Annotated in this window: 22 protein-coding genes, 5 tRNA genes and 1 rRNA gene; 19 read left to right on the top strand and 9 right to left on the bottom strand. The window is 59.3% G+C overall.

Annotation, left to right across the window (positions count from 1 at the left end; genetic code table 11):
* The first annotated feature begins 4 nt into the window (after positions 1-4).
* Positions 5-1,492, top strand: a complete 1,488-nt coding sequence (gene purF / locus CAURI_RS11365; protein ID WP_174878617.1) for an amidophosphoribosyltransferase — start codon at positions 5-7, stop codon at positions 1,490-1,492.
* A 21-nt stretch (positions 1,493-1,513) separates the two neighbouring features.
* A complete protein-coding gene (gene purM, locus CAURI_RS11360; RefSeq protein WP_010188991.1) occupies positions 1,514-2,566 on the top strand; it encodes a phosphoribosylformylglycinamidine cyclo-ligase in 1,053 nt (350 codons plus the stop codon).
* Between the two features lie 118 nt (positions 2,567-2,684).
* Here the strand turns inward: purM and CAURI_RS11355 are convergent, their stop codons facing one another.
* Positions 2,685-2,912, bottom strand: coding sequence for a DUF3073 domain-containing protein (locus tag CAURI_RS11355; RefSeq protein ID WP_012715291.1), 228 nt, complete (start codon positions 2,910-2,912; stop codon positions 2,685-2,687).
* A 188-nt stretch (positions 2,913-3,100) separates the two neighbouring features.
* The gene (gene ygfZ, locus CAURI_RS11350; protein WP_012715290.1) at positions 3,101-4,162 is read right to left on the bottom strand and encodes a CAF17-like 4Fe-4S cluster assembly/insertion protein YgfZ; all 1,062 of its coding nucleotides are present in this window, start codon (positions 4,160-4,162) and stop codon (positions 3,101-3,103) included.
* Between the two features lie 30 nt (positions 4,163-4,192).
* On the opposite strand from ygfZ, the gene CAURI_RS11345 reads away from it, so the two are divergent.
* The gene (locus CAURI_RS11345) at positions 4,193-5,080 is read left to right on the top strand and encodes an aminodeoxychorismate lyase (RefSeq protein ID WP_012715289.1); all 888 of its coding nucleotides are present in this window, start codon (positions 4,193-4,195) and stop codon (positions 5,078-5,080) included.
* A 53-nt stretch (positions 5,081-5,133) separates the two neighbouring features.
* Here the strand turns inward: CAURI_RS11345 and CAURI_RS11340 are convergent, their stop codons facing one another.
* On the bottom strand, positions 5,134-5,808 hold the full coding sequence (locus tag CAURI_RS11340) for a heme-binding beta-barrel domain-containing protein (RefSeq protein WP_010189008.1): 675 nt from the start codon (positions 5,806-5,808) through the stop codon (positions 5,134-5,136).
* Between the two features lie 63 nt (positions 5,809-5,871).
* Between CAURI_RS11340 and CAURI_RS11335 the strand changes: the two genes are divergently transcribed.
* The gene (locus CAURI_RS11335; protein ID WP_010189010.1) at positions 5,872-6,912 is read left to right on the top strand and encodes a diacylglycerol/lipid kinase family protein; all 1,041 of its coding nucleotides are present in this window, start codon (positions 5,872-5,874) and stop codon (positions 6,910-6,912) included.
* Here CAURI_RS11335 and CAURI_RS11330 read toward each other — a convergent pair.
* Complete coding sequence (locus CAURI_RS11330; RefSeq protein ID WP_010189011.1) at positions 6,909-7,745, bottom strand: LmeA family phospholipid-binding protein; 837 nt, start codon at positions 7,743-7,745, stop codon at positions 6,909-6,911. The genes CAURI_RS11335 and CAURI_RS11330 overlap by 4 nt on opposite strands.
* 33 nt (positions 7,746-7,778) lie before the next feature.
* On the opposite strand from CAURI_RS11330, the gene mshD reads away from it, so the two are divergent.
* The 5 genes from mshD (at position 7,779) to pstB (ending at position 12,898) form a co-directional block, all read left to right on the top strand.
* Positions 7,779-8,693: a mycothiol synthase gene (mshD, locus tag CAURI_RS11325; protein WP_010189012.1), complete on the top strand. Its 915-nt coding sequence runs from the start codon at positions 7,779-7,781 to the stop codon at positions 8,691-8,693.
* 174 nt (positions 8,694-8,867) lie between these two features.
* Positions 8,868-9,977 carry a phosphate ABC transporter substrate-binding protein PstS gene (gene pstS, locus CAURI_RS11320; protein ID WP_010189013.1) on the top strand — a complete coding sequence of 370 codons (1,110 nt, stop codon included), beginning with the start codon at positions 8,868-8,870 and terminating at the stop codon, positions 9,975-9,977.
* Between the two features lie 122 nt (positions 9,978-10,099).
* Positions 10,100-11,146, top strand: a complete 1,047-nt coding sequence (pstC, locus tag CAURI_RS11315; RefSeq protein WP_010189014.1) for a phosphate ABC transporter permease subunit PstC — start codon at positions 10,100-10,102, stop codon at positions 11,144-11,146.
* A gap of 13 nt (positions 11,147-11,159) precedes the next feature.
* Complete coding sequence (gene pstA / locus CAURI_RS11310; RefSeq protein WP_010189015.1) at positions 11,160-12,071, top strand: phosphate ABC transporter permease PstA; 912 nt, start codon at positions 11,160-11,162, stop codon at positions 12,069-12,071.
* 53 nt (positions 12,072-12,124) lie between these two features.
* A complete protein-coding gene (gene pstB / locus CAURI_RS11305; RefSeq protein ID WP_010189017.1) occupies positions 12,125-12,898 on the top strand; it encodes a phosphate ABC transporter ATP-binding protein PstB in 774 nt (257 codons plus the stop codon).
* Between the two features lie 142 nt (positions 12,899-13,040).
* Here the strand turns inward: pstB and phoU are convergent, their stop codons facing one another.
* Positions 13,041-13,769 carry a phosphate signaling complex protein PhoU gene (phoU, locus tag CAURI_RS11300; protein WP_010189019.1) on the bottom strand — a complete coding sequence of 243 codons (729 nt, stop codon included), beginning with the start codon at positions 13,767-13,769 and terminating at the stop codon, positions 13,041-13,043.
* A 65-nt stretch (positions 13,770-13,834) separates the two neighbouring features.
* Entirely contained in the window at positions 13,835-14,980 is a 1,146-nt protein-coding gene (gene dusB / locus CAURI_RS11295; RefSeq protein WP_010189022.1) for a tRNA dihydrouridine synthase DusB, read from the bottom strand.
* Between the two features lie 176 nt (positions 14,981-15,156).
* On the opposite strand from dusB, the gene CAURI_RS11290 reads away from it, so the two are divergent.
* Positions 15,157-16,659: an acetyl-CoA hydrolase/transferase family protein gene (locus CAURI_RS11290; RefSeq protein ID WP_010189024.1), complete on the top strand. Its 1,503-nt coding sequence runs from the start codon at positions 15,157-15,159 to the stop codon at positions 16,657-16,659.
* A gap of 91 nt (positions 16,660-16,750) precedes the next feature.
* Positions 16,751-16,823 (top strand) — tRNA-Lys (locus CAURI_RS11285).
* Positions 16,824-16,901: 78 nt separating this feature from the next.
* Here CAURI_RS11285 and CAURI_RS11280 read toward each other — a convergent pair.
* Positions 16,902-17,234 carry a metal-sensitive transcriptional regulator gene (locus CAURI_RS11280; RefSeq protein ID WP_012715287.1) on the bottom strand — a complete coding sequence of 111 codons (333 nt, stop codon included), beginning with the start codon at positions 17,232-17,234 and terminating at the stop codon, positions 16,902-16,904.
* 83 nt (positions 17,235-17,317) lie between these two features.
* On the opposite strand from CAURI_RS11280, the gene CAURI_RS11275 reads away from it, so the two are divergent.
* From CAURI_RS11275 to CAURI_RS11255, 5 genes are all read left to right on the top strand, one after another.
* A tRNA-Glu gene (locus tag CAURI_RS11275) sits at positions 17,318-17,393 on the top strand.
* Positions 17,394-17,426: 33 nt separating this feature from the next.
* A tRNA-Asp gene (locus tag CAURI_RS11270) sits at positions 17,427-17,503 on the top strand.
* 243 nt (positions 17,504-17,746) lie between these two features.
* A tRNA-Asp gene (locus CAURI_RS11265) sits at positions 17,747-17,820 on the top strand.
* A gap of 20 nt (positions 17,821-17,840) precedes the next feature.
* Positions 17,841-17,913 (top strand) — tRNA-Phe (locus CAURI_RS11260).
* 55 nt (positions 17,914-17,968) lie between these two features.
* Positions 17,969-18,271: a GNAT family N-acetyltransferase gene (locus CAURI_RS11255; RefSeq protein ID WP_010189028.1), complete on the top strand. Its 303-nt coding sequence runs from the start codon at positions 17,969-17,971 to the stop codon at positions 18,269-18,271.
* 18 nt (positions 18,272-18,289) lie between these two features.
* Here the strand turns inward: CAURI_RS11255 and epsC are convergent, their stop codons facing one another.
* Both epsC and cysK read right to left on the bottom strand, forming a co-directional pair.
* Positions 18,290-18,853, bottom strand: coding sequence for a serine O-acetyltransferase EpsC (gene epsC, locus CAURI_RS11250; protein WP_010189030.1), 564 nt, complete (start codon positions 18,851-18,853; stop codon positions 18,290-18,292).
* Positions 18,854-18,971: 118 nt separating this feature from the next.
* On the bottom strand, positions 18,972-19,910 hold the full coding sequence (gene cysK / locus CAURI_RS11245; protein ID WP_174878635.1) for a cysteine synthase A: 939 nt from the start codon (positions 19,908-19,910) through the stop codon (positions 18,972-18,974).
* A gap of 253 nt (positions 19,911-20,163) precedes the next feature.
* On the opposite strand from cysK, the gene ramA reads away from it, so the two are divergent.
* From ramA to CAURI_RS11230, 3 genes are all read left to right on the top strand, one after another.
* Positions 20,164-21,003, top strand: coding sequence for an acetate metabolism transcriptional regulator RamA (ramA, locus tag CAURI_RS11240; RefSeq protein WP_010189033.1), 840 nt, complete (start codon positions 20,164-20,166; stop codon positions 21,001-21,003).
* A 21-nt stretch (positions 21,004-21,024) separates the two neighbouring features.
* On the top strand, positions 21,025-22,293 hold the full coding sequence (gene murA / locus CAURI_RS11235; protein ID WP_029158927.1) for a UDP-N-acetylglucosamine 1-carboxyvinyltransferase: 1,269 nt from the start codon (positions 21,025-21,027) through the stop codon (positions 22,291-22,293).
* A 562-nt stretch (positions 22,294-22,855) separates the two neighbouring features.
* Positions 22,856-24,373, top strand: a 16S ribosomal RNA gene (locus tag CAURI_RS11230).
* The last annotated feature ends 356 nt before the right edge of the window (positions 24,374-24,729 follow it).

Genomic DNA, 24,729 nt, shown 5'->3' with positions numbered 1-24,729 from the left:
GAGCATGACTAAGCCCCTGTCTACGGATCCCAGCTTGGATCCGGAGCCCCGCGAAGAATGCGGAGTCTTCGGTGTTTGGGCACCTGGAGAAGAGGTTTCCAAGTTAACCTACTTCGGACTTTTCGCCCTCCAGCACCGCGGCCAAGAGGCCGCCGGCATCGCAGTCGGGGATGATGACCGCATTGTTGTCTTCAAAGACATGGGCCTAGTCTCCAATGTCTTCGATGAATCCATCCTCACCTCATTACACGGAAACGTGGCCGTCGGTCACACGCGTTATTCCACTGCGGGCGGCAAGGAATGGTCGAATGTGCAGCCGATGTTTGGGACGTCGCCCAGCGGCGTCGATATCGCGCTTGGTCACAACGGCAACCTGGTGAACTACCAAGAGCTGCGCGCCGAGGCCGTGGAACGCGGTCTCATCAAACCGCAGGAAGAGTCCGTCTCGGACTCCATGTGTCTGTCCATCTTGCTGGCTGATGGCGTGAGCGAAGACAGAAGCGTGTTCGATTCCGCTCTGCAGCTCTTGCCCACCGTGCAAGGTGCGTACTGCCTGACCTTTACGGACGGGCACACTCTCTACGCCGCCCGCGACCCGCATGGCGTGCGCCCGCTTGCCCTCGGACGGCTCAACACGGGTTGGGTGGTCGCTAGTGAAACGTGTGCGCTCGACATCGTGGGCGCGCAATTTATTCGGGAGATCGAACCGGGCGAGCTCGTTGCTATCGATGAGACGGGCATTCGCTCCGAGCGCTTTGCAGAAACTAAGCGTCACGGCTGTGTCTTCGAATATGTCTACCTGGCGCGGCCGGATACCAATATCAAGGGCCGTTCGGTTAACGCCACGCGCGTGGAAATTGGGCGTCGCCTAGCGCGCCAGTACCCGGCACCCGATGCGGACATGGTGATCCCCGTTCCTGAGTCCGGCAATCCGGCTGCCGTGGGATATGCCCGCGAATCCGGGCTGACCTTTGCGCATGGCTTGGTGAAGAACTCCTATGTGGGGCGCACCTTCATCCAGCCCACACAGTCCCAGCGTCAGATGGGCATTCGCCTCAAGCTCAATCCGCTGCGGGAAGTCATCGAAGGCAAGTCCATCGTGGTGGTGGATGATTCGATCGTGCGTGGTAACACGCAGCGCGCACTGATTCGGATGCTGCGGGAAGCCGGCGCTGCCGAAGTTCACGTGCGCATTGCCTCCCCGCCGGTGAAGTGGCCATGCTTCTACGGCATTGACTTTGCCTCCCCAGGCGAGCTCATTGCCAACGCCAACCCCTCCGATGATCCGGAAGAGGTAGCACAGACCATCTGCACCGCGATTGGAGCGGATTCGCTGGGATTTGTCTCCACCGATGAGATGGTGGCGGCGACCCAACAGCCGCGCAACGAACTGTGCTGCGCATGCTTCGATGGTGAGTACCCACTCGGACTGCCCGCCGGAAACCCCAATGCTGAGGCCGTGCGCACCCTGCAGGGCTCGACGACAAACTAAGGAATAAGGACTAAGTCACTCATGAGCGAGAACACGTATGCTGCCGCCGGCGTCAACATTGAGGAAGGCGACCGCGCAGTAGAGCTAATTACCCCCCACGCTAAGCGCGCCACCCGTCCCGAGGTGATGGGTGGGCTCGGCGGCTTCGCCGGCCTGTTCAAGCTGGGGGACTACAAGGAACCGGTCCTCGCAGCTGGCTCTGATGGCGTGGGTACCAAGCTGGCTGTGGCCCAGGCCATGGACAAGCACGACACCATCGGCATCGACCTCGTCGCCATGTGCGTGGATGACCTCGTCGTGTGCGGCGCCGAGCCGCTTTTCCTGCAGGACTACATCGCGGTGGGCGAGGTTGTGCCGGAAAAAGTAGCGGAGATTGTGAAGGGCATTGCTGAGGGCTGTGTCCAGGCTGGTGCTGCCCTCCTGGGCGGCGAGACCGCGGAGCACCCAGGCGTCATGGGCAAGGATGAATACGACGTCTCCGCCACCGCCGTTGGCGTGGTGGAGGCCGATGAGCTCCTCGGCCCAGACAAGGTACGTGACGGCGACGTCCTTATCGCTATGAAGTCCTCTGGTCTGCACTCCAACGGCTACTCCCTGGCGCGCTACGTCCTCTTGGAGCAGGCCGGTCTGCCGCTTGACGGCTACATGGAAGACCTGGGCCGCACTCTCGGTGAGGAACTGCTGGAGCCTACCCGCATCTACGCCAAGGACTGCCTGGCCCTGGTATCTGAGTGCGCGGTGTCTACCTTCTGCCACGTCACTGGCGGCGGCCTCGCCGGTAACCTGGAGCGCGTCATCCCGGAGGGCCTGACCGCTGAGGTGAGCCGCTCGACGTGGACTCCGGGCCAGATCTTCAAGACCATTTCCTCGGTGGGCAAGGTTGCGCTCGAAGAGATGGAGAAGACCTTCAACATGGGCGTCGGCATGATCGCCGTCGTTGCGCCGGAGGATCGCGAGCGCGCACTGGCCATGATGACTGCCCGCCACGTTGAAGCATGGGAGCTGGGTACCGTCCGCGTTGCCGAAGAGGGCGAGCCGCGCGTTCTAATGACCGGCGAGCACCCAGGTTTCTAAGTCCTAGGCACGGAACCTGGGAAAGGAACAGGGCCGGCAGTTTCCTCCTCTTATTGAGGGGGAAGCTTGCCGGCCCTTTGCTTACGTGCTGTGCACGGTGGGGAAGTGATCCACGCGCTTAGCGTGCGTCGGAATCATCCTCATCCCACTCGTTCGAGTCCCAGCGATCCGCATAGTCTTCGTAGTCCGCGTACTCCGAGTACGGGTCCTCGTCCTCATCGCGGGAGCGCTTGGAGTTTTGTGAGGCGAGTTCACGCTGGAGCGAATCCAGATCCATCTCGGGCGAATTGTACTTCAGCTGGCGTGCAACTTTGGTCTGCTTTGCCTTTGCGCGTCCGCGTCCCATGTGCATGACCCCCTTGAGGTGTGTAGGGCGGTCCAGGGATTCTTGGCCGCCCCATCGTCTTAGTCAGATATGTGTATGTTCCTGTAAGACACCATAGCCTGTGTGACGAAAAAATTCCGAACTACCCCCCAGCGTCGCGCAGAAAAGGGCTGTAGCCCGCGGAGAAGAGGCGAATGTGTAATTCGCCACTATTTCCCGCGCAGGCGGTCTACAGCGGCGCGCCCGGCCTTGGGGCCCTCATCAGTGGGGATGGAATCTGGTTCAACCGACGCCGCCACAGGGCCAATGTTCAGATCCCCGTGGTTGAGAGCGCTGCGCTTAATCAGACCAAGGGCGATGGGGCCATAATCGCAATCCTCCACCACGGTGCCGAGCCTGCCGACGCGCCGGCCCCCGAGCGTGATGTCGGCGCCGCTATCGGGACGCTCTGGAGCAGACCCGTCGAGGTAAAGCATCACCAGCAAACGGGGAGACCGGCCGAGGTTTTCTACGCGCGCTACTGTCTCCTGTCCGCGGTAGCAACCTTTTTCTAGGTGAACGAATGCGGGGACATCGTCGTTGCGCCGGATCCATTGTGGGACCTCATGGGCGATGGTTTTCTCATCAAGGTCACCGGCTAGTTCGGGCTCACGTGCGCGAACCCGCTCCGCGGTATAAGCCATGAGACCCGCTAGGCTTCCGCCCTGCTTCTCTAGCTCTGCTACGGCAGCATCCAGCTGCTGGCGCGGCACGAGGAAATCCTGGCGTGGGCAGCCTGGCCACTGCACGGAACGCTCGACCAAGGCCGCAGAAGGTTTCTGCAGTGGCTGTCCCAGAACCGTGATGACCGCTGCGTCTGCTTCCTCCACGGTGACCTGGGACCAGAACACCATAGCGGTTAGGAAATCCCGCAAAGATTCGAACTGTGCTGTGGGCACGTCGAGGTAGAAGGTTTCCCCGTCGAAGGACAGATCCATGTGGTGCAGGACGTGGCCCTGAATGTTGAGGTCAAGGGCGCCTGCGGAAAAGCCGCTGTCCACGTCGTCGAGCTTCTGACTCAGGAGGTTATGCAGGAAGGCGCGGGCATCGGGGCCAGATACCGCGATGACGCGGCGATGGGAGCGGTCGATGATGGCGGAGCCTGTCTCTACCGCGCGCTGCTCCACGAGGGGGTTTCCATAGTGCCAGGGGACCCCGGAGGCATCGACAAGCGTGGTGCCCTGGAACTCAGCGGCTCCGGGCCGGGAAAGAAGTGGCGAAGAGTAACTCACGCCCTCCGATGGTAGGGCATAATCGGGTCTATGAGCCTTCAGCGCAGGAAAGAGCCGGTTATCTACGTTGTGGAACCGTTTGGAGGGTCGGTGCGGCGCCATATGCCGAACCTTCCGTTGGTCTATTGGGATGATGCCGCGGTGACGCGCGGCGATGGGATCTTCGAATCCCTCCTTGTTCGCAATGGCAAGGCCGCTAACTTTCACCGCCACGCGGAGCGCTTCCGGCATTCCGCCCGCGCGCTCGATCTGCCGGAGCCGCCGATGCACAAGTGGCAAGAAGCCACTGAGTTGGCCATCGCGGACTTCTATGGCCCCGACGGCGCGGAGGGAGAGAAAGGCTCGTCGCGAGAAGCCAAGTGCACGTGGACCTATACCCGCGGCCGCGCTTCTACCGGGGTGCCCACGGCCTGGGTAGTGGTTCAGGAGGTTCCGGACGCGGTTGTGGCGCAGCGCGAAACCGGCGTCAAGGTGATGAGCACCCCGCGTCTGTGGCAAGTAGCGGAGGAGCTACCGGCGAAAACGCTGAATTATGCGGCCACTATGGCCACGCTGCGCCTGGCGCGCGAGCGCGGGTTTGATGATGTGATCTTTACTGATCCCGATACGGGACTGGTGCTGGAAGGTGCCACCTCTACCGTGGTGGCAGTCAAGGGGTCGAAGCTGCGCACGCCCGCGGGTAAGGGCATTTTGCCCGGCACGACGCAAGCGGCGCTCTTCGAATACGCCTCCGAGCAGGGCTATCGCTGCAAGGCGAAGGAGCTTGACCTGCGCTACCTCGAGGAAGCTGACTCGGTATGGCTAGTATCCTCAGTGCGCACGGCGGTACGTGTGACGCGCCTGGATGGCAAGAAGCTCAAGGCGCCGGCGAACGCGGAAGAAATACGCGCGCTGATCGACGCCGCCCTGGCCCGCTAGATTCCCTCGTACTACGACCTAGCGTTAGCTAGCTCAGCTAGCTCGCCTGCTGATTAGCCCGCTACGCGGGTGAGCTCGGCGGACATGAAGGGGCGCATTTCGCCGTCGACAAGCCGCTCATCTACCCAGCCCAGGTTGTTGTTCGGCATGAGGCCGTACATGCGCTTGCCGGGGCCGAGGTTGGTAGGCCCAGTTTCCGTGACCATGGTGGACGCAGATTCCAGCTGCCAGGCGCGCTCGTTGAACAGCGAGCCGTAGAAGATCTCGTTGATGCCGTTGGAGGAGGTGTAGGTCATCTCAATCTCGTCTTTGAGGGAGATGCGCCAGAATCCGGACTCGCGGACGTCCGGGCCCACCGGCTTGCCCTCGGAATCGATCTTCCAGGTGCGGGAGGTGTAGGTCAGGTAGTTCTCACCGTCGTGGGCGATGATGAGCTGCTGTCCAAAGGCGTACTGCTCGCCGTCGGTGCTGTGAGCCTGGCCTTCGCCCTGCCAAACACCGACGAGGGGGAGAAGCCCCAGGAGGCCATCGTGCAGTGAGGGGCCCTGGCGTAGGTTCGCCGTCTCATCCGGCAGAGGGTTATCAGCCACATCAACGGTAGGAATGTTGCGGGAGGCAGCGTCCTTCCACGCTTCAGCAGCTTGGTTAACGGCTGCGTTGCCGTCGATCTTGGTGTTCTCCGGGTGGGTATTTTCTGTCTGGTTTTCACTATTAGTCTGTTCGCTCATGCTGCCCCAGCGTAGTCGTGGTGGCATCACGGAAACCACTAGGCTCCAGTAGTCTTGGGAGCCATGCGCGTTTTGCTGATCTCAAACCCGAACTCCACGAGCCAGAATTCGGCCCTTTTTCGCGAGGTTCTGCCCGTTATTCGGGACGTGGAGGGGCTGCAGCTGCTGGCTCGCTTCACGCATTACCCGGGGCATGCCCAGGATATGGTGCGTGGCATGACGCGGGAAGACTTCGATGTCATCTTGGTCTTCGGTGGCGATGGCACGGTGAATGAGGTTGTCAACGGGCTGCTGGGTCCTGCAGATTCCGCAAATCGTCCCAGCCCCCAGGAGATTCCAGTGCTCGCAGTGATCCCCACTGGTTCCGCCAATGTCTTCGTTCGCGCCCTTGGTTTCCCCAATACCCCAGTCGAGGCAGCGCACGTGTTGGCTCGGATGCTGGAGCGCAATACGCGCCGCACCGTCTCCTTAGGCGTGTGGAATGACAGATGGTTCGCGGTCAATGCTGGTTTCGGGCTGGATGCTGACGTGCTGGCTCGCGTGGACCGTGCTCGGGAGATGGGCTTTTCGGCCACCCCGCTGCGCTACCTGGCGGTGGCCTTTCAGGCATATCAGCGCGCCCGCATCCGCCCACCGCGCATTAGCGTTCGTGCGCGCTCGAGTGCAGGAGAAACCTTCGCGGCTGATGACGTACCCGTCATGTTCACCTCCAACACCAACCCGTGGACTTTCCTCGGCCCACTGCCCGTGGTGACTAATCCGCGCAACTCCTTCGACCAAGGGCTTGGCCTCTTCGGGGTGTCAGACCTCGGCGGCATTGATGGTCTCGTCGGCGTGCTCCACCTCTTCGGCGTGGATCACCGCCACTGGCTGAATAAAGTCACGGATGCCCGCACGCTGCACTTCGAGGATGCTGTCGCGGTGGATCTGGTGTGCCCGAAGCCGCACCGTTTCCAGGCAGACGGGGAGTCGGAGGGCACTTTCACGGAGGTCCACTTGGAATCGGAAGCGGACGCGCTGGAAGTCTTCGCCCCCGTCGATCCGGCCCCGCCTATGCACCGCAACATCCGCAGGATCCTGCGGGACCTCGTTCGAATCAACTAGTTTTGGCGCCAACTCGGTGGCGTCGTCGGCGCACTACCCACCTCATTGGCCGTGTCCTGTGCCTTCTGCGCTGCATCTTCAACGGCCTTTTCTTCCGAGCCGTCGATCTCCAGCGGTGAGAGCTGCGCCGTCTTCAACGTGATGTTGCGGCGCTGCACCTCGAAGGTGATGGAGCCGCCGTGCAGTTTTACGGAGGTGGCTTGGGAAGGCAGGGGGAGCTGGCGGGTATCCAAGACCAAACCGAAAGCCTTCTTGAGGCGTTCATCATCGGTTCCATAGACGCTCATGCGAAACTCTGGGCCGACGAGGCGCAGCGTCACCGTCGCGGTGGACTTGGTGTTATCTCCCGGAAGTGTGCCGGTGAGCTCAGCTTCGGCCGAGGTCCCGCCGGTGGGGGACATGTCATCGGGGTTGGCAATGGACAGATCGGTAATGCCCAGCATGCGGCCCAAGGCCACACCATCGAGGCTGATGCTGCGCGTGTAGGTCGACACCGGCGAGCCTTCCAGCTCGCCGCTGAAGAGCTGCTCGGGGCGGATCGTGATGTCGCGCAGAGTAGTTGAGGCATTGACCATGCCGAGCTTGGGAACCTCCACGTCAGAAGACTTAACTTCCAGGTAGGGGATCTCCTTGGTGAATGCGCCCAGGGTAAAGGGGACTCCGCCGATATACACATTCGGTGTGTTTTCCAGCTGGGAGCTGGTCTTCGCCTGCTGGGCCACGGTGTGTTCCGCATGCATCGCTACTGCTGAATCCGCCAGCCATGCGGTCAGGACCACTCCCGCGACGGCGGCAAGACGTACGAGGTTGCGGCTGAGATAGATGACGGTCACCCCTCTATTACTACCGCACGTAGGGTGGGAAGCATGAATATAGAGACCAATACTGTGCCGCAGAATCTAGATCTCGCGCAGCGCGTGGAAGAACTTGCTGCAGCGGCGGAAACACACGATGGCGTTGCGCCTCTCTCAGAGCAGTTTCTTATCGGGCTGCGGGATGACCGCCTGGGCCACCGCCATCTCCTCGCCATCGAGGGCGACGAGGTGCTCGGTGTGGCTGCCCTCGACGGGCAGACCGTGGAGCTCTTTGTCGGTGTGGACAACCGTGGGCGAGGGATAGGGAAGGCGCTTGTCGACGCCCTCCCGGCATCCCCCCAGATCTGGGCACATGGCAACCTCCCGGCCGCCCAGGCGCTGGCGAAGCGTAATGAGATGGACGTCGTCAGGCGCCTGCTCGTCATGGCTATTGAGGGCCGGGACCTACGTGCAGCGGAAGAGGCGCCCACAACGGTTGACGGGCTAGAGATTCAGACCTACACCGAGTCGGTGGAGCGCTTCGGACGTGAGCACGTCGAGGCGGAATGGGTACGCACCAACAACGAGGCCTTCTCCTGGCATCCGGAGCAAGGAGGCTGGGACTTGGAGCGCCTACACCGCGGGATGGAAGCTGAATGGTTCGATCCTGCCGACGTGCTATTCCTGTGGGATTCGCACGGTGGTGCGCACAGCGCCCCAACCATGGCCGGTTTTCACTGGCTGAAATGGCATGCGGAGGACACCCCAGCCTTCGGCGAGGTCTATGTTGTGGGGCTGGCTGAGGACTACCGCGGGCGTGGGCTCGGTGGGCCACTGCTCACTGCAGGGCTGCAGCGCATGGTGGAAAAAGGCGCGGACAAGGTCATTTTATACGTCGAGGCGGACAATGATCCTGCAGTAAAGGCCTATGAGCGTTTGGGTTTCTCCATTGCAGAGGAACACTGCGTCTGGGCGAAAAGTGACTAGCCTCACCGCCTTTTGGTACAAGTTCACCGATTGTTCATCTCTTGATCCCTGTGGGGTTAACCCACCCGATATAGCTTTACTTCCCGTGAGTTAATCGTGCTCGCCTTTAAAGAACGGCAGCGAACGGTTTTCTCGGACAATCATTCTCTTGTATCCGCACCGGAAAGGTTTCCCGTGATCCGCAACTTCAAGCGCACTGCCGCTATCTTCGGCATCGTCGCCGCCACCTCCACCGCTCTCGTCGCTTGCTCCGAGTCCAACGACTCCGGCTCCGCTGAAGGCGGCTCCGAGGGTTCTGACGTCTCCGGCGAGCTCGTCGGTGACGGCGCGTCCTCCCAGCAGAACGCAATGTCTTACTTCCAGACTGCCTTCTCTGAGGATCACCCGAACGCTTCCCTGTCCTACAACGCTTCTGGTTCCGGCGCTGGTGTTGAGGCCTTCACCAACGGCCAGGCTGACTTCGCTGGTTCCGACTCTGCTCTGAAGGAAGACGATGGCGAGGTTGAGGCTGCCGCTGAGCGCTGTGGCGGCAACGAGGCATGGCACCTGCCGACCACCATCGGTCCGGTTGCTATCGCGTACAACCTCGAGGGCACTGAGATCAACCTGTCCACCGAGACCCTGGCTAAGATCTTCAAGGGTGACATCACCAAGTGGAACGATGAGGCAATCGCTGCTGACAACGAAGGCACCGACCTGCCGGACGAGGACATCACCGTTATCTTCCGCTCCGATGAGTCTGGTACCTCCGCTAACTTCCAGAAGTTCCTGAAGGCCGCTACCGGCGATTGGGACACCGAGGGCAAGCAGTTCCCGGATGCAGTTGGTGAGGGCGCCAACGGCTCCGCTGGTGTTGCTGACCAGGTTGCCAACATCAAGGGTGCTATCACCTACGTTGAGTCCGGCTTCGCCGACCAGAAGGAAGCAGACGGCGTTCAGAAGGCAAAGATCGACTTCGGCCACGGCCCGGTTGAGCTGAACACCGAGTCCGTCAACGTTGCTCTGGAGAACCTGGAGTTCAAGGAGACCGAGTCCGAGCACAACATGGTTGTTGACTCCGACGCTCTGTTCGCTTCCGACGATGAGGGTGCATACCCGCTCATCCTGACCACCTACAACATCGTGTGCTCCGCTGGTTACGATGAGGAGACCTCCGCTCTGGTCAAGGCCTTCTTCAACACCGTCCTGGATCACCAGGATGACCAGCTCGCTTCCCAGGGCTTCATCCCGGTTGAGGGTGCACACCTGGACAAGCTGAAGGCTGCTGTCGACGCTCTGCAGTAAGCGCTAGAGCTTCATAAAGCTAATATCTCTCGCCCCCACTGCCGCACTCGATTCGCGCTTTGGGGGCGCAGGTATGTAACGACAAATTCCATTCTTAACGCTGAAAAGGATTAGAACGTCTCATGGCAGACAATAATCTCACCACGGCGCCAGAGCAGACGGAACTTTCAGTCCCCGCTGCTGAGCGGCTCTCTACCGGCGGATCCGAAGAACTTGCCACCGCAACCTCCAGTAGTGGAGTTAAGCGACCGGGCGACCGAATCTTCGAATTCCTTTCTTCTGCTTCGGCTACTTTGATTACCGTCATGATTGCTGCCATCGCAGGCTTCCTGCTGTGGCGTGCTGTGCCTGCCTTGGGCGTCAACGACGGTGGCATCTTGGGCTTCTTCACCTACGGTGGCCGCTGGGAGACCAGCGATACTTCCGCGATGAAGTTCGGTATCCCGACCATGTTTGGCACCACGGTGCTGATCTCCGTCTTCGCTCTGCTGCTGGCTATGCCGGTTGCACTGGCGATTGCCATCTTCCTGTCCAACTACGCTCCCGCACGTCTGGTCAAGCCGCTGGGCTTCCTCGTGGACATGCTCGCTGCTGTCCCGTCCATTGTTTATGGTCTGTGGGGCTGGCAGGTGCTTGGCCCGGCTCTCTCCGGCTTCTATTCGTGGCTGGAGTCTTGGGCCGGAGGGTTCTTCCTTTTCACTGTCTTTGACAATTCGCCGTCGTTTGCTACCGGCCGTAACCTTTTTACCGGTGGCATCGTGCTGGCCGTCATGATTCTCCCGATTATCGCCGCCACGGCGCGTGAGGTCTTCGTACAGACCCCTCCTGGTCAAATTGAGTCCGCTTTGGCACTGGGCGCCACCCGTTGGGAAGTTATCCGCATGACGGTGCTGCCCTTCGGCATGTCCGGCTACATCGCTGGTTCCATGCTTGGTCTGGGGCGTGCACTGGGTGAGACCATGGCTCTGTACATGGTTGTCTCTCCGCTGGTGGACTTCCGCTTCTCGCTCTTCGACGGCGGAACGACCTTCGCCATGGCCATCGCCCTGGCATCCGCAGAGTTCGGTAATGAGATGCGCGCTGGTGCCTATATCGCCGCCGGCCTCATGCTGTTCTTGCTGACCTTCGTGGTCAATGCCATTGCCCGCGCCATTGTGAAGAAGAAGTAGGGAGGAGGACTCAATGACTACTACTGCAAACGCGAAACCTGCCTCCGCAGGCGCTACCTTCCTGGACATTTCCAGCTCCCGAAAGGCCACGAACACCATCGCCACCGTCGTGGTGTGGGCGGCCATGATCCTCGCCATGGTCCCGCTGGTATGGGTTCTGTGGGAGCTTTTCGCCCGCGGCAGCGGCATCATCTTCAGCGCCGATTGGTGGACCACGTCCCAGCGCGGCGTCATGAATAGTGTTGCAGGCGGAGGTGCTGCTCACGCCATCATTGGTACCTTCGTCCAGACCATTCTGGCCTCCATCATCTCCATCCCGATTGGTATCTTCACCGCTATCTACCTGGTGGAGTATTCCAAGGGTGGCTGGCTCGCCCGCACCACCACTTTCATGGTGGACATCCTGTCCGGTGTGCCGTCCATCGTTGCCGCGCTGTTTATTTTCGCTATGTGGATTACGCTCTTCGGCTTTGGCCGCTCCGGCTTCGCCGTGGCGCTTTCCTTGGTGCTGCTGATGATTCCTATTGTGGTCCGTAACACCGAAGAGATGCTCCGCGTGGTTCCCATGGACCTTCGTGAGGCCTCTTATGCACTGGGCGTTCCTAAGTGGAAGACCATCGCTCGCATCGTCCTGCCGACCGCACTGTCCGGCATCGTTACCGGTATCATGCTCGCGATTGCGCGCGTGATGGGTGAGTCTTCTCCGGTGCTGGTCCTTGTTGGTTCCTCCTCCATCATCAACTGGGACGCGTTCAAGGGCTCGCAGTCCTCGCTGCCGCTGATGATGCTGGACATGTACAAGGCCGGCGCACAACCGGCTGTCCTGGATAAGCTCTGGGGAGCAGCGCTGACGCTGGTTATCCTCATCGCCATCCTCAACATCGCGGCCCGTGTCATTTCCGCGAAGTTCTCGGTCAAGAAATAGATCGCCGTAACACTCGATACCGCCATACATTTTTTAAGAGGAGAAACTCCCTAATGTCTAAGCTCGCGCTCAATGACGTGAACATCTACTACGGCGACTTCCACGCCGTGCAGAACGTCAACATGCAAATTCCCGCCAAGGCTGTTACCGCCTTCATCGGCCCTTCCGGCTGCGGTAAGTCCACCGTTCTGCGCACACTGAACCGTATGCACGAGGTTATCCCCGGCGCCTATGTCAAAGGAGAGGTCCTCCTGGACGGCCAGGACATCTACGGCTCCAAGGTTGACCCAGTATCGGTTCGCAACACCATCGGCATGGTCTTCCAGAAGGCTAACCCGTTCCCCACGATGTCCATCGAGGACAATGTGGTTGCCGGCCTTCGGCTTTCCGGTGAGAAGAACAAGAAGAAGCTGAAGGAAGTCGCCGAAAAGTCTTTGCGCGGCGCCAACCTCTGGGACGAGGTTAAGGACCGCCTGGATAAGCCGGGCGGCGGCCTGTCCGGTGGTCAGCAGCAGCGTCTGTGCATCGCCCGTGCGATTGCCGTGGAACCGGAAGTCCTCCTCATGGACGAGCCGTGCTCAGCACTTGACCCGATTTCCACCCTGGCTGTTGAGGACCTCATCCACGAGCTGAAGGAAAACTTCACCATCGTTATCGTGACCCACAACATGCAGCAGGCAGCCCGTGTGTCCGATAAGACCGGTTTCTTCTCTCTGGAGGCCACCGGCAGGCCGGGCCACCTCGTCGAGTTCGATGACACCACCAAGATCTTCGAGAACCCCTCCAAGAAGGACACCGAGGACTATATCTCCGGCCGCTTTGGCTAAACGCAGATAGCGCCATAGTGCCGAAAGCCGGCGCCCTCTCTCGACTGTTTAAGGTCTAGAAGAGGGCGCCGGCTTATTTGTGTCTTCAACCGCCTCTAGGCGGGTCCAACGGCGGGGAAGCAGTGAGGCCGGGAAACCCCACCTAGTTGTGGAACTGGCGCTCTAACTCCGCCATCCGGGCTTCCAGCTCGGCTTCGCGTTGTTCCTGATCGCGCTTGCGCATATAGCGGTCCGGGTCCAAGCCCGTTGCGAGATAGATGATGCGGCCGGCAGCGGCGGCGCAATGATCGGCGAAACGCTCGTAATAGCGCGATAGCTGCGAGGTCTCGACAGCCTGGCGTACCGTTCCCTTCCACTCCCGCTGGGTCAGCATGCGCATCAAATGTTGATTGATGTCATCAACGGCATCATCATCTTCGGTCAACCGAAGCGCTAGCTCCGGATCGCGGGTGATGAGGATGTCCTTGAGCCCTGCGGACATATCGAGAACAAGGCGCGCATATTCCTCGAAGTAACCCATGATGTCTGCTGGTACCACTGGCTCGGGGTGGCGGCGGCGGGCACTCGTGGCAATGTGCTGGGACAGGCGGCCCATGCGATAAAAGTCTTCAACAATATAGATGGAAGAAATGACCTGGCGGAGATCCTTGGCCATTGGGTTCTCCAAGGCTAGTAGGGAGACCGCGCGGTCTTCGCAGCGCGAGCGCACCTCATCCAGTTCATCGCGCAGCGACACAGCCTCCTCAGCCGGTTGCAGGGAGGCCTTGATCAACGCCTGGGAGGCGAGGGCCATGAGCTTATGGACGGTTGTGCTCATGATGATGAGATCATGGGAAAAATTATCCAACTGTTCACGGTAAGCAGCGCGCATGCCACGTACTTTAGCTGAACTATTGGTCTAGTGCCTGTCGAACAACAAGTTCGGGAAACTCGCGATTAACCGCCGGAGTGCATAATTTCCGCACCTTCTGGCACGGTGGCGTCTTCCGGATCATCGAGCCAGCCCTCGGGAAGGACTACCTTGGCGGGTGAGCCCTGGCGGCCGCGGGCGCCATCGGCGTCGTCGGCAAGCGCAGGCGAGTCCGCCCACGGCGCCAGCAGCTCCCGGAGGTCGTTGAGGGAGTTGACACGGGACAGGCCAGCGCGCACCTGGCCGCCCACGGGAAAACCACGCAGGTACCAGCCAATGTGCTTGCGAATATCGCGGCTGGCTTGCGCCTCGCCCTCATGTTGGGCCAGAAGCTCCGCATGGCGGATCATGATGCGCGTGACTTCGCCTAGCGTGGGCTCTTCGGGTACTGGCTCACCCCGCAGGTGAGCGGAGAGCTCCGCAAACAGCCAAGGCCGGCCCAAACAGCCGCGGCCCACCACGACGCCGTCACATCCCGTTTGCTTCATCATGTCGTGCGCATCGGTTGCCTTGAAGATATCGCCGTTGCCCAAGACCGGGATTCCCGTGTCTGCCAAGTGCTCCTTCAAACGGGCGATCTCGCCCCAGTCGGCGTGACCGGAGTAGCGCTGGGCGGCAGTGCGCCCGTGCAGAGCAACTGCCGCGGCCCCTTCCGCCACGGCGATGCGGCCGGCATCGAGGTGTGTCTTGTGCTCCTCGTCGATGCCGACGCGCATCTTCACCGTGACTGGAATGTCCGTGCCCTCGGTTGCCTTGACCGCGGCGGCGACGATGTTGCCAAACAGGCGGCGTTTATAAGGGAGGGCAGAACCCCCGCCGCGGCGCGTGACCTTGGGTACTGGGCAGCCAAAGTTCATATCGATGTGGTCCGCCAAGTTCTCATCCACGATCATCTTTGCGGCCTTGTAGGTGTACTCCGGATCGACGGTGTACAGCTGCAGCGAGCGTGGCTGCTCCTGGGGATCGAAGGTGGTCATGTGGAGGGTCTTGGGGTTGCGCTCGACTAGGGCGCGCGCGGTGACCATCTCACAGACATAAAGGCCGGAGACAGTCCCGGTCTTTTCAATCTCTTGCTCGCGGCACAGCACGCGAAAAGCCACGTTGGTCACGCCAGCCATGGGGGCGAGGACAACGGGGGAGTTGAGCTGGATTTTTCCGATTGCAAGAGTCACGCCGCCAATTGTGCGCGGAAAGTGTCTGGGGTGGCAAATTCTGCTGAGAAAAGTGAGGGGTGTACACGGTTTGGGGCAGAGTGCGGTAAATCCGCCACTGATTCGCTAGTGTGGTGCATGTAACTAATAGGAAAGGACCGTAACGTAGGTCGTTTCTGCACATAAAAGGAGGACTAATGTCTGAGAGAATTGCATACGCGCCGTTTGAGAAGCTCGTGATGAGCGCTGACGAGGCCGCAAAGTTCGTCAACCACGGTGATCGTGTGGGAATCTCCGGATTTACCGGTGCTGGCTACCCCAAGGCCCTGCCGACCGCTATCGCGGAAAAGGCAAAGGCAGCCCACGAGGCAGGGGAGGAATTCAAGATCGACGTCTTCTCCGGTGCCTCTACCGCCCCGGACTGCGACGGCGTCCTGGCTGAGGCAAACGCCATTCGCTTCCGCTCCCCGTACAACTCTGATCCGGTACTGCGCGGCCGTTTCAACGACGGCTCCGCTCTCTACCAGGATATTCACCTCTCGCACTCTGGCCAGCAGGTCGAGGAAGGTTTCTACGGTGACTTCCAGGTAGCCATTATTGAGGCCGTGCGCATTGATGAGAAGGGAAATATCGTTCCTTCTTCCGCCGTAGGCAACAACCTCGAGTACATCGAGGCTGCTGACAAGATCATCATTGAGGTCAATGAGTGGCAGTCCCTCAACCTCGAGGGCATGCACGATATCTACCGCATTGAGAAGCTGCCGAACCGTCAGCCGATCCCGATTACCAAGCCGGCTGACCGCGTTGGCACCACCTACATCGAGATCCCGGAAGAGAAGGTCGTGGCTGTGGTCAAGACCAACGCTCCGGACCGCAACGCACCGTTCAAGGCTCCGGATGAGGTCTCCGAGAAGATTGCTGCGAACTTCATTGAGTTCCTTGAAGGTGAGGTTGCTGCTGGCCGCCTGGAGTATGACAAGTTCATCATGCAGTCCGGTGTGGGTAACGTCCCGAACGCTGTGATGGCCGGCCTGCTGGACTCCAAGTTCGAAAACATTCAGGCCTACACCGAGGTTATCCAGGACGGCATGCTCGATCTGATCGACGCCGGCAAGATGACCGTCGCCTCTGCTACCTCCTTCGCTCTGTCCCCGGAGTACGCGGACAAGATGAACGCTGAGGCTGAGCGCTACGCCAAGCACATCATCCTGCGCCCGCAGCAGGTGTCCAACCACCCGGAGGTTATCCGCCGCGTGGGCCTGATCTCCTCCAACGGCATGATTGAGGGTGACATCTACGGCAACATTAACTCCACCAACGTCTCCGGCTCCCGCATCATGAACGGTACCGGCGGCTCCGGTGACTTCACCCGTAACGCGTATATCTCCACCTTCGTCTCCCCGTCGGTAGCGAAGGATGGCGCCATCTCCGCTATCGTGCCTTTCGTGTCTCACACCGACCACACTGAGCACGACACCATGGTCATCATCACCGAGTACGGTGTCGCCGACCTGCGCGGCCTGGCTCCGAAGGAGCGCGTGGAGAAGATCATCGCCGTGGCTCACCCGGACTACCGTCCGCTGCTGGAGGAGTACTTCGAGCGCGCCAAGGCTAACAAGTTCCAGCACACCCCGCACGATCTGAAGACCGCCTTTGACTTCCAGGTGAACTTCATGGAGAAGGGTGACATGCGCGGCTAAGTGCGCATCCCCGCTAGGTAGTGGCCCTTACCGCTGGAGGTGAGGGTCATTTCCTTTTCTTTAGTGCCACCTACTAAGATGGGTGGGCGTTGGGCCTTTAGCTCAGTTGGTAGAGCTACGGACTTTTAATCCGCAGGTCGCGGGTTCGAGCCCCGCAGGGCCCACAAAAAGAGCCGCCTTCGGGCGGCTCTTTGCGTAGTTGTGCGGGGCTTTAAGCTGCAGGGGGTGCGGCTGGCAGCGTGCTAGCTCTTAACGAGCTTCCGAATGGCCCGCATAGCCTCCTCTAGCTTCTCTGAGGCTACTTGCCCATCCTCGGCGGCGGCTCCGGCCACGCAGTGCTCTATGTGGTCCTCCAGTAGCGCCAAGGAGACGTTCTCGAGCGCTGAGGTCACCGCCGAGATCTGCGTGATGATGTCGATGCAGTATTGGTCCTCTGCGATCATGCGATGGATGCCTCGGGTTTGTCCCTCGATGCGTTTGAGACGCGCTAAGTATCTCGCTTTTTGCTCATCATCCGAGTTATAGCCGTGCATACCCGGCTCGTGACAGGAGCAGGTATCTCGCTGGTCAGGCATGGTTTTCCGCCTTTCTGCCGGGCCGATTTGGTTAAGTGGGGATGTCTCCAGTATATTTTTACAAAGTTGCCTCAAGGCAACGGGCCCCCATCGTCTAGCGGCCTAGGACACCGCCCTTTCACGGCGGCGGCACGGGTTCGAATCCCGTTGGGGGTACCAACACCTTAGTGTTGGTATATATGTGAATATTTTGGCCCTGTGGCGCAGTTGGTTAGCGCGCCGCCCTGTCACGGCGGAGGTCGCGGGTTCAAGTCCCGTCAGGGTCGCCATCTTCAAGCCTCGAAGCTTTGTTTTAAAACAAGCCTCGAGGCTTGCGTCGTTTTAGTCCTGTTGGCGTCTTCCGGCGCCTGCCGGTGGCAGGGAGGGGCGTTTAGGTCTATGTTCTGGCGTGACCTTAAACCGAGGTGCTATTCCACCTTTAAAAACAGTCATTGACGTGCTGATTTGCTGTGTTTCTCTAGCTTTGTGTAGAGTACTTATTCGTGCCCAGCGCACAAGAGAAAACTAAAAATGGCCCTGTGGCGCAGTTGGTTAGCGCGCCGCCCTGTCACGGCGGAGGTCGCGGGTTCAAGTCCCGTCAGGGTCGCCGAAGTCCTTGTGGCTTCTGGCCAGATAGCTCAGTCGGTAGAGCACACGCCTGAAAAGTGTGGGGTCGCCAGTTCGATCCTGGCTCTGGCCACAAGATAGCCCCCTCTAGCAATGGAGGGGGCTTTTTTGGTGCATTTTTTGGTTTAATGGGCTACATGACTACCTCTGTTGCGCACCAAACAGATCAATCTCGCTTCGTTATCATCGTTGACGGAGAAGAAGCGGGTTTTGCTGAATATAGTGATTCCGCCACTACGCGCGAGTTCACACACACGGAAATCTATGAGGCCTTTCAAGGCCAGGGACTGTCCAAGCCGCTCATTAAGGCGGCGCTGGATGATGACTCAACGCTAAGCCGCCAAGTCATCCCAACGTGCAGCGCCGTGGCGCGGTTTATTGAGAAGAACCCTGAATACCAGCGCCTGACTAACCGTGAAGGCAGCCTTTAAATACGGGGTCTGCCGCTCTTAGATGTAGTAGTCCGGATCCACCAGCTTGATGCGCTCATCCTTCTTGCGAGGACGGTTCTTAGCGGGGATACCCGTAGCGGTGTGATTAGCGGGCACATCCTTCGTTACCACGGCGTTAGCGCCTACTGCGGAGCCTTCGCCGATGGTGATGGGGCCTAGTACCTTTGCGCCGGCACCGATGGTGACATTGTCCTCGATAGTGGGGTGGCGCTTGGTCTGCGTGAGCACCTGACCGCCGAGTGTGACCCCGTGATAGAGCATCACGCCATCGCCGATTTCGGCGGTTTCACCAATAACGATGCCCATGCCGTGGTCAATGAAGAAGCGCCGACCAATTGTGGCACCAGGGTGGATCTCAATACCGGTGAAGAAGCGGTTTACCTGTGCCAGAATGCGTGCGGGGCCGCGCCAGCCGCGCTTCCACATGCGGTGGGCGATGCGATGCGCCCAGATAGCGTGGAGGCCGGAATAAACCACGGCATTCTCGACGTCGCCGCGCGCCGCCGGGTCATGCTCGCGCGCGTTGGCGAGGTCTTCACGAATCATCTTCAAGATGTGCATGCGAACCATCCTATCTAGAAAGAAAAAGCGCCCCCTAGCACAGAGGGCGCTTTTATTCGGAGGCTCATCACGGCGCCGTGCTTGGCGACGCCCCGCGGAGAGCCATGTTAACTATTCTTTAAGCCTCGCGGATGTCCTCGAAGAGAATGGTGGAGACGTAGCGCTCACCAAAGTCCGGGGCGACAACCACGATGGTCTTGCCCTTGAACTCGTCACGAGCAGCCAGCTTCAGCGCGGCGGAGACGTTTGCGCCCGAGGAGATACCAACCAGCAGACCCTCTTCGGTGGCCAGCTTGCGTGCGGTGGACACGGACTCTTCGGCGGTAGCGGTGAGCACCTCGTTGAGGATCTCACGGTCTAGGACCTCCGGGACGAAGTTAGCGCCAATGCCCTGGATCTTGTGTGGGCCAGCCTTGCCCTCGGATAGAACAGGGGAGTCGGAGGGCTCGACGGCTACCAGGTAGGTATCCGGGTTCTGGGAGCGCAGGTAGCGGCCAACACCGGTGACGGTGCCGCCGGTGCCGACGCCAGCCACGAAGGCGTCAACCTTGCCCTCGGCGTCCTCCCAGATTTCAGGGCCGGTGGTCGCCTCGTGGATCTTCGGGTTGGCCTCGTTGGCGAACTGGGAAGCCAGGATGGCGTTGGGGGTTTCGGCGATGATCTCGTTGGCCTTCTCAACGGCGCCCTTCATGCCCGCAGCGCCCGGGGTGAGGACGATCTCCGCTCCATAAGCGCGCAGCAGAACCTTGCGCTCGTTGGACATGGTCTCCGGCATGGTGAGGATAACCTTGTATCCCTGAGCTGCGCCGACGAGCGCCAGGCCGATGCCGGTGTTGCCGGAAGTGGCCTCGACGATGGTGCCGCCTGGCTTCAGCTCGCCGGATTCTACGGCGGTGTCGACAATCGCCTTGGCGATGCGATCCTTGACGGAATTTGCGGGGTTGAAGGACTCAACCTTCACGAGGACCTCAGCGTCGAGGCCTTCGGTTAGGCGGTTGAGGCGGACTAGCGGGGTGCCGCCGATGGTGTCGAGAATGTTGTCATATACAGCCACGATGTGGACTCCTTGGAAATAACTTCTGATGTACAGCAGACACCTTACACCCCACCAGTAGACTGAGTGGTATATAAATTCTGAACCGAGTATTCGGGCACCACATGTGGGATTAGGGGTGGAAGAGGAGGGCGGGCCGTGATTTAGAATTACCCCCGTCGGCCGGTTATACTTCGCAAATAGTGTTCACCTACCCCCGTTTCAGGCGGGGAATGTGGGTGCACCTGCTGGTTACCCCCGAGTAAGAGAGAGTCTCATGGAGCCGCACCGACTCAAGGATGACGACGAAGCCGTACGCGCAGCGCTCTCGTCGCTGAAGACTGCAACGGGAATCCCCGTCACGATGTACGGAACCTTGCTGCCGGATAATCGCCTGCAGATTACCCAGTGGGTAGGTCTGCGGACCCCGGCTTTGCAGAACTTGGTGATTGACGCGAATGTGGGCGTCGGCGGGCGCGTTGTTAGTACACGCCGCGCAGTTGGTGTCTCCGATTACACCCGCGCTACCACGATTAGCCATGAGAATGATCGCTATATCCAAGATGAAGGCCTGCACTCCATCGTGGCGGTCCCAGTTACTGTTCAGCGTGAGATCCGCGGAGTCCTTTATGTCGGTGTTCATTCGCCCGTGCGCTTGGGCGACAAGGTGATCGAAGAGGTCACCATGACCGCCCGCTGCCTGGAGCAGGATTTGGCTGTTAATTCCGCACTGCGCCGCGCCGATGGCGGTAAGGGTGGCGCCGCGCGCGGCCACGTGATGAACGGTGCTGAATGGGAGCAGGTGCGCTCGACGCACTCCAAGCTGCGGATGCTGGCTAACCGCGTCAATGATGAAGACCTTCGCAAGGAGCTTGAGGCGCTGTGTGATCAGATGGTCTCTCCGGTGCGCGTGAAGCAGTCCACCAAGCTGTCCGCACGCGAACTCGATGTTCTTTCCTGCGTCGCCCTTGGTCATACCAACGTTGAGGCGGCCGAGGAGATGGGCATTGGTGCCGAAACTGTGAAGTCCTATCTGCGTTCTGTCATGCGCAAATTGGGTGCGCATACTCGTTATGAGGCGGTTAATGCGGCCCGTCGTATAGGCGCGTTGCCCTGATTGTAGGTAAGTTGGGTGGGCGTGAAAGACCAATTTATTGTCTCCGGTGGGGCGCGCCTGCAGGGCACCGTCAAGGTTGACGGTGCCAAAAACAGTGTGCTGAAGCTGATGGCTGCGGCACTGTTGGCGGAGGGCACCACCACGCTGACCAACTGCCCTGAGATTCTCGATGTCCCCCTAATGCGAAAGGTCCTTGAGGGCCTCGGCTGCACCGTGGAGATTGATGGCCACACCGTGCGCATCACCACCCCGGCCGAGCTGCACTCCAATGCGGACTTCGATGCGGTGCGCCAATTCCGCGCTTCCGTGTGTGTACTAGGACCGTTGACCGCGCGCTGCGGCCACGCGAAGGTGGCCTTGCCAGGTGGTGACGCCATTGGTTCCCGCCCCTTGGATATGCACCAGTCCGGGCTGGAGAAGATGGGCGCGCGCACACGCATCGAACACGGTGCTGTGGTGGCGGAAGCTGATCGTCTCCACGGAGCAAATATCAGGTTGGATTTCCCCTCCGTGGGTGCGACGGAGAACATTCTTACCGCTGCCGTGCTTGCTGATGGTGAAACTCAACTCCACAACGCTGCCCGCGAACCGGAAATCGTTGACTTGTGCACGATGCTCAAGGAAATGGGCGCCGAAATCTCTGGGGAGGGGACATCCACCATCACCATTCAGGGCGTGGACAAGCTGCAGCCGACGGAGCACGAGGTCATCGGCGACCGTATCGTTGCAGGCACTTGGGCCTATGCCGCTGTGATGACTCGCGGTGATATTACAGTGGGCGGCATTGCTCCTAAGCACCTGCACCTGCCGCTGGAAAAGCTGAAGTCCGCCGGCGCTGATGTTGAGGACTATGTCAATGGTTTCCGGGTGCGCATGAATGGTCGCCCGAGCGCCGTCGATTATCAAACCCTTCCGTACCCCGGTTTCCCTACCGATCTTCAGCCCATTGCCATCGGGCTTTCCGCCGTGGCGGAGGGTACCTCCATCATTACGGAGAATGTCTTCGAGTCGCGCTTCCGCTTCGTGGATGAGATGCTCCGCCTTGGCGCCGATGCTCAAGTGGATGGACACCACGTAGTCATCCGCGGGCAGGAGCGTCTGTCTTCGACGCATGTCTGGAGTTCCGATATCCGTGCAGGCGCCGGGTTGGTGCTCTCCGCACTGTGCGCGGATGAGACGACCACCGTGCACGATGTCTTCCACATCGATCGCGGCTATCCCAACTTTGTAGAAAACCTCCAGGCGCTGGGCGCCACGATCGAGCGCACTCAGGAGGAGGAGCTCTACTAAGGCGCCATGCTTGACGACGTTTCCCCGGTCCAATCTCACGGTTGACCTGGGGATTTGTTGTTTGTTGGGGGTGTGCGTATATTTATCGGGGTCGCCGCGAGGTAGCCGGGAGGTTAACTGGTGGTAGATGTTCGGACGATGTTTGTTCGGCGGGTTTGACTTTGGTTGAGCTTGTTGGGTAAGGTTGTTCGGGCCGCTGCAAGAGGGTTAACGTTTGGTTAATTTTTGTTGTGGTGTGCGGATGATGTTTGAGAACTCAATAGTGTGCCAATGTACTTTTTGTTGGTTGATTTTTTGTTCTGGCCGTGTTGTGTCGTATGTATGGCACGGTTGGTGTATGCCGGATGGCGCTTTTCTTTCAAGCGGCGTCATTGTAAATAACATAAGTTGTTTGGGCATAATTGTTTAAAATCTTCTAACTAGGCCAGCCTCTTTTTTGCCCCGTCGGGTTGGGGGTTGGTTTTTGGATTTTTTCTTTATGTAATTTTTGGATAGCCAGTTCAGGCCTTGTGGTCTGTTGTGGTTTGTCTTTTTGACTAGGTTTGGGCTTTTCACGGCCTTTTTTGTGGAGAGTTTGATCCTGGCTCAGGACGAACGCTGGCGGCGTGCTTAACACATGCAAGTCGAACGGAAAGGCCTCAGCTTGCTGGGGTACTCGAGTGGCGAACGGGTGAGTAACACGTGGGTGATCTGCCTTGCACTCTGGGATAAGCTTGGGAAACTGGGTCTAATACCGGATATGAACTGCCTTTAGTGTGGTGGTTGGAAAGTTTTTTCGGTGCAAGATGAGCTCGCGGCCTATCAGCTTGTTGGTGGGGTAATGGCCTACCAAGGCGTCGACGGGTAGCCGGCCTGAGAGGGTGTACGGCCACATTGGGACTGAGATACGGCCCAGACTCCTACGGGAGGCAGCAGTGGGGAATATTGCACAATGGGCGGAAGCCTGATGCAGCGACGCCGCGTGGGGGATGACGGCCTTCGGGTTGTAAACTCCTTTCGACAGGGACGAAGCGTTATGTGACGGTACCTGTATAAGAAGCACCGGCTAACTACGTGCCAGCAGCCGCGGTAATACGTAGGGTGCGAGCGTTGTCCGGAATTACTGGGCGTAAAGAGCTCGTAGGTGGTTTGTCGCGTCGTCTGTGAAATTCCGGGGCTTAACTTCGGGCGTGCAGGCGATACGGGCATAACTTGAGTGCTGTAGGGGAGACTGGAATTCCTGGTGTAGCGGTGAAATGCGCAGATATCAGGAGGAACACCGATGGCGAAGGCAGGTCTCTGGGCAGTTACTGACGCTGAGGAGCGAAAGCATGGGTAGCAAACAGGATTAGATACCCTGGTAGTCCATGCCGTAAACGGTGGGCGCTAGGTGTAGGGGGCTTCCACGTCTTCTGTGCCGTAGCTAACGCATTAAGCGCCCCGCCTGGGGAGTACGGCCGCAAGGCTAAAACTCAAAGGAATTGACGGGGGCCCGCACAAGCGGCGGAGCATGTGGATTAATTCGATGCAACGCGAAGAACCTTACCTGGGCTTGACATACACCAGATTGCTGCAGAGATGTAGTGTCCCTTGTGGTTGGTGTACAGGTGGTGCATGGTTGTCGTCAGCTCGTGTCGTGAGATGTTGGGTTAAGTCCCGCAACGAGCGCAACCCTTGTCTTATGTTGCCAGCATTTGGTTGGGGACTCATGAGAGACTGCCGGGGTTAACTCGGAGGAAGGTGGGGATGACGTCAAATCATCATGCCCCTTATGTCCAGGGCTTCACACATGCTACAATGGTCGGTACAACGCGCAGCGACACTGTGAGGTGGAGCGAATCGCTGAAAGCCGGCCTTAGTTCGGATTGGGGTCTGCAACTCGACCCCATGAAGTCGGAGTCGCTAGTAATCGCAGATCAGCAACGCTGCGGTGAATACGTTCCCGGGCCTTGTACACACCGCCCGTCACGTCATGAAAGTTGGTAACACCCGAAGCCAGTGGCCTAAACTTGTTAGGGAGCTGTCGAAGGTGGGATCGGCGATTGGGACGAAGTCGTAACAAGGTACCCGTACCGGAAGGTGCGGGTGGATCACCTCCTTTCTAAGGAGCATTTTATGTGGCACCAGTTGGTGCTTATAGCCATGAGTTTGTTTCATGGTGTGGTGGTTGAGTAAACAAAAGTTTTGCTGCCACCGTAAGTTAATCGGGTGGAGATACATCTTAACCAGAATAATTATTTAGCTAACGCGGCACTTGTTGAGTGTCTGTTTTTAAAAAAAGTACGTGGTGCATTGTTGGGTGTCTGGGGCATTGTTCCCTGGTTGTAACCCACATAAGTTTCAGTAACTGCTTTGCCTTTTAGGGGTGTGGTTGTTGGGTTGTGTGGGGTGTTGTGTGAGAACTGTATAGTGGACGCGAGCATTAAACCATGTGCTTGCCATCTTCTTTTGTGTTGG

This window comes from Corynebacterium aurimucosum ATCC 700975 (assembly GCF_000022905.1).
Lineage (GTDB): Bacteria > Actinomycetota > Actinomycetes > Mycobacteriales > Mycobacteriaceae > Corynebacterium > Corynebacterium aurimucosum_F.
The sequence above is the reverse complement of the archived record's forward strand: the minus strand, read 5'-3'. Positions and strand labels throughout refer to the sequence as shown.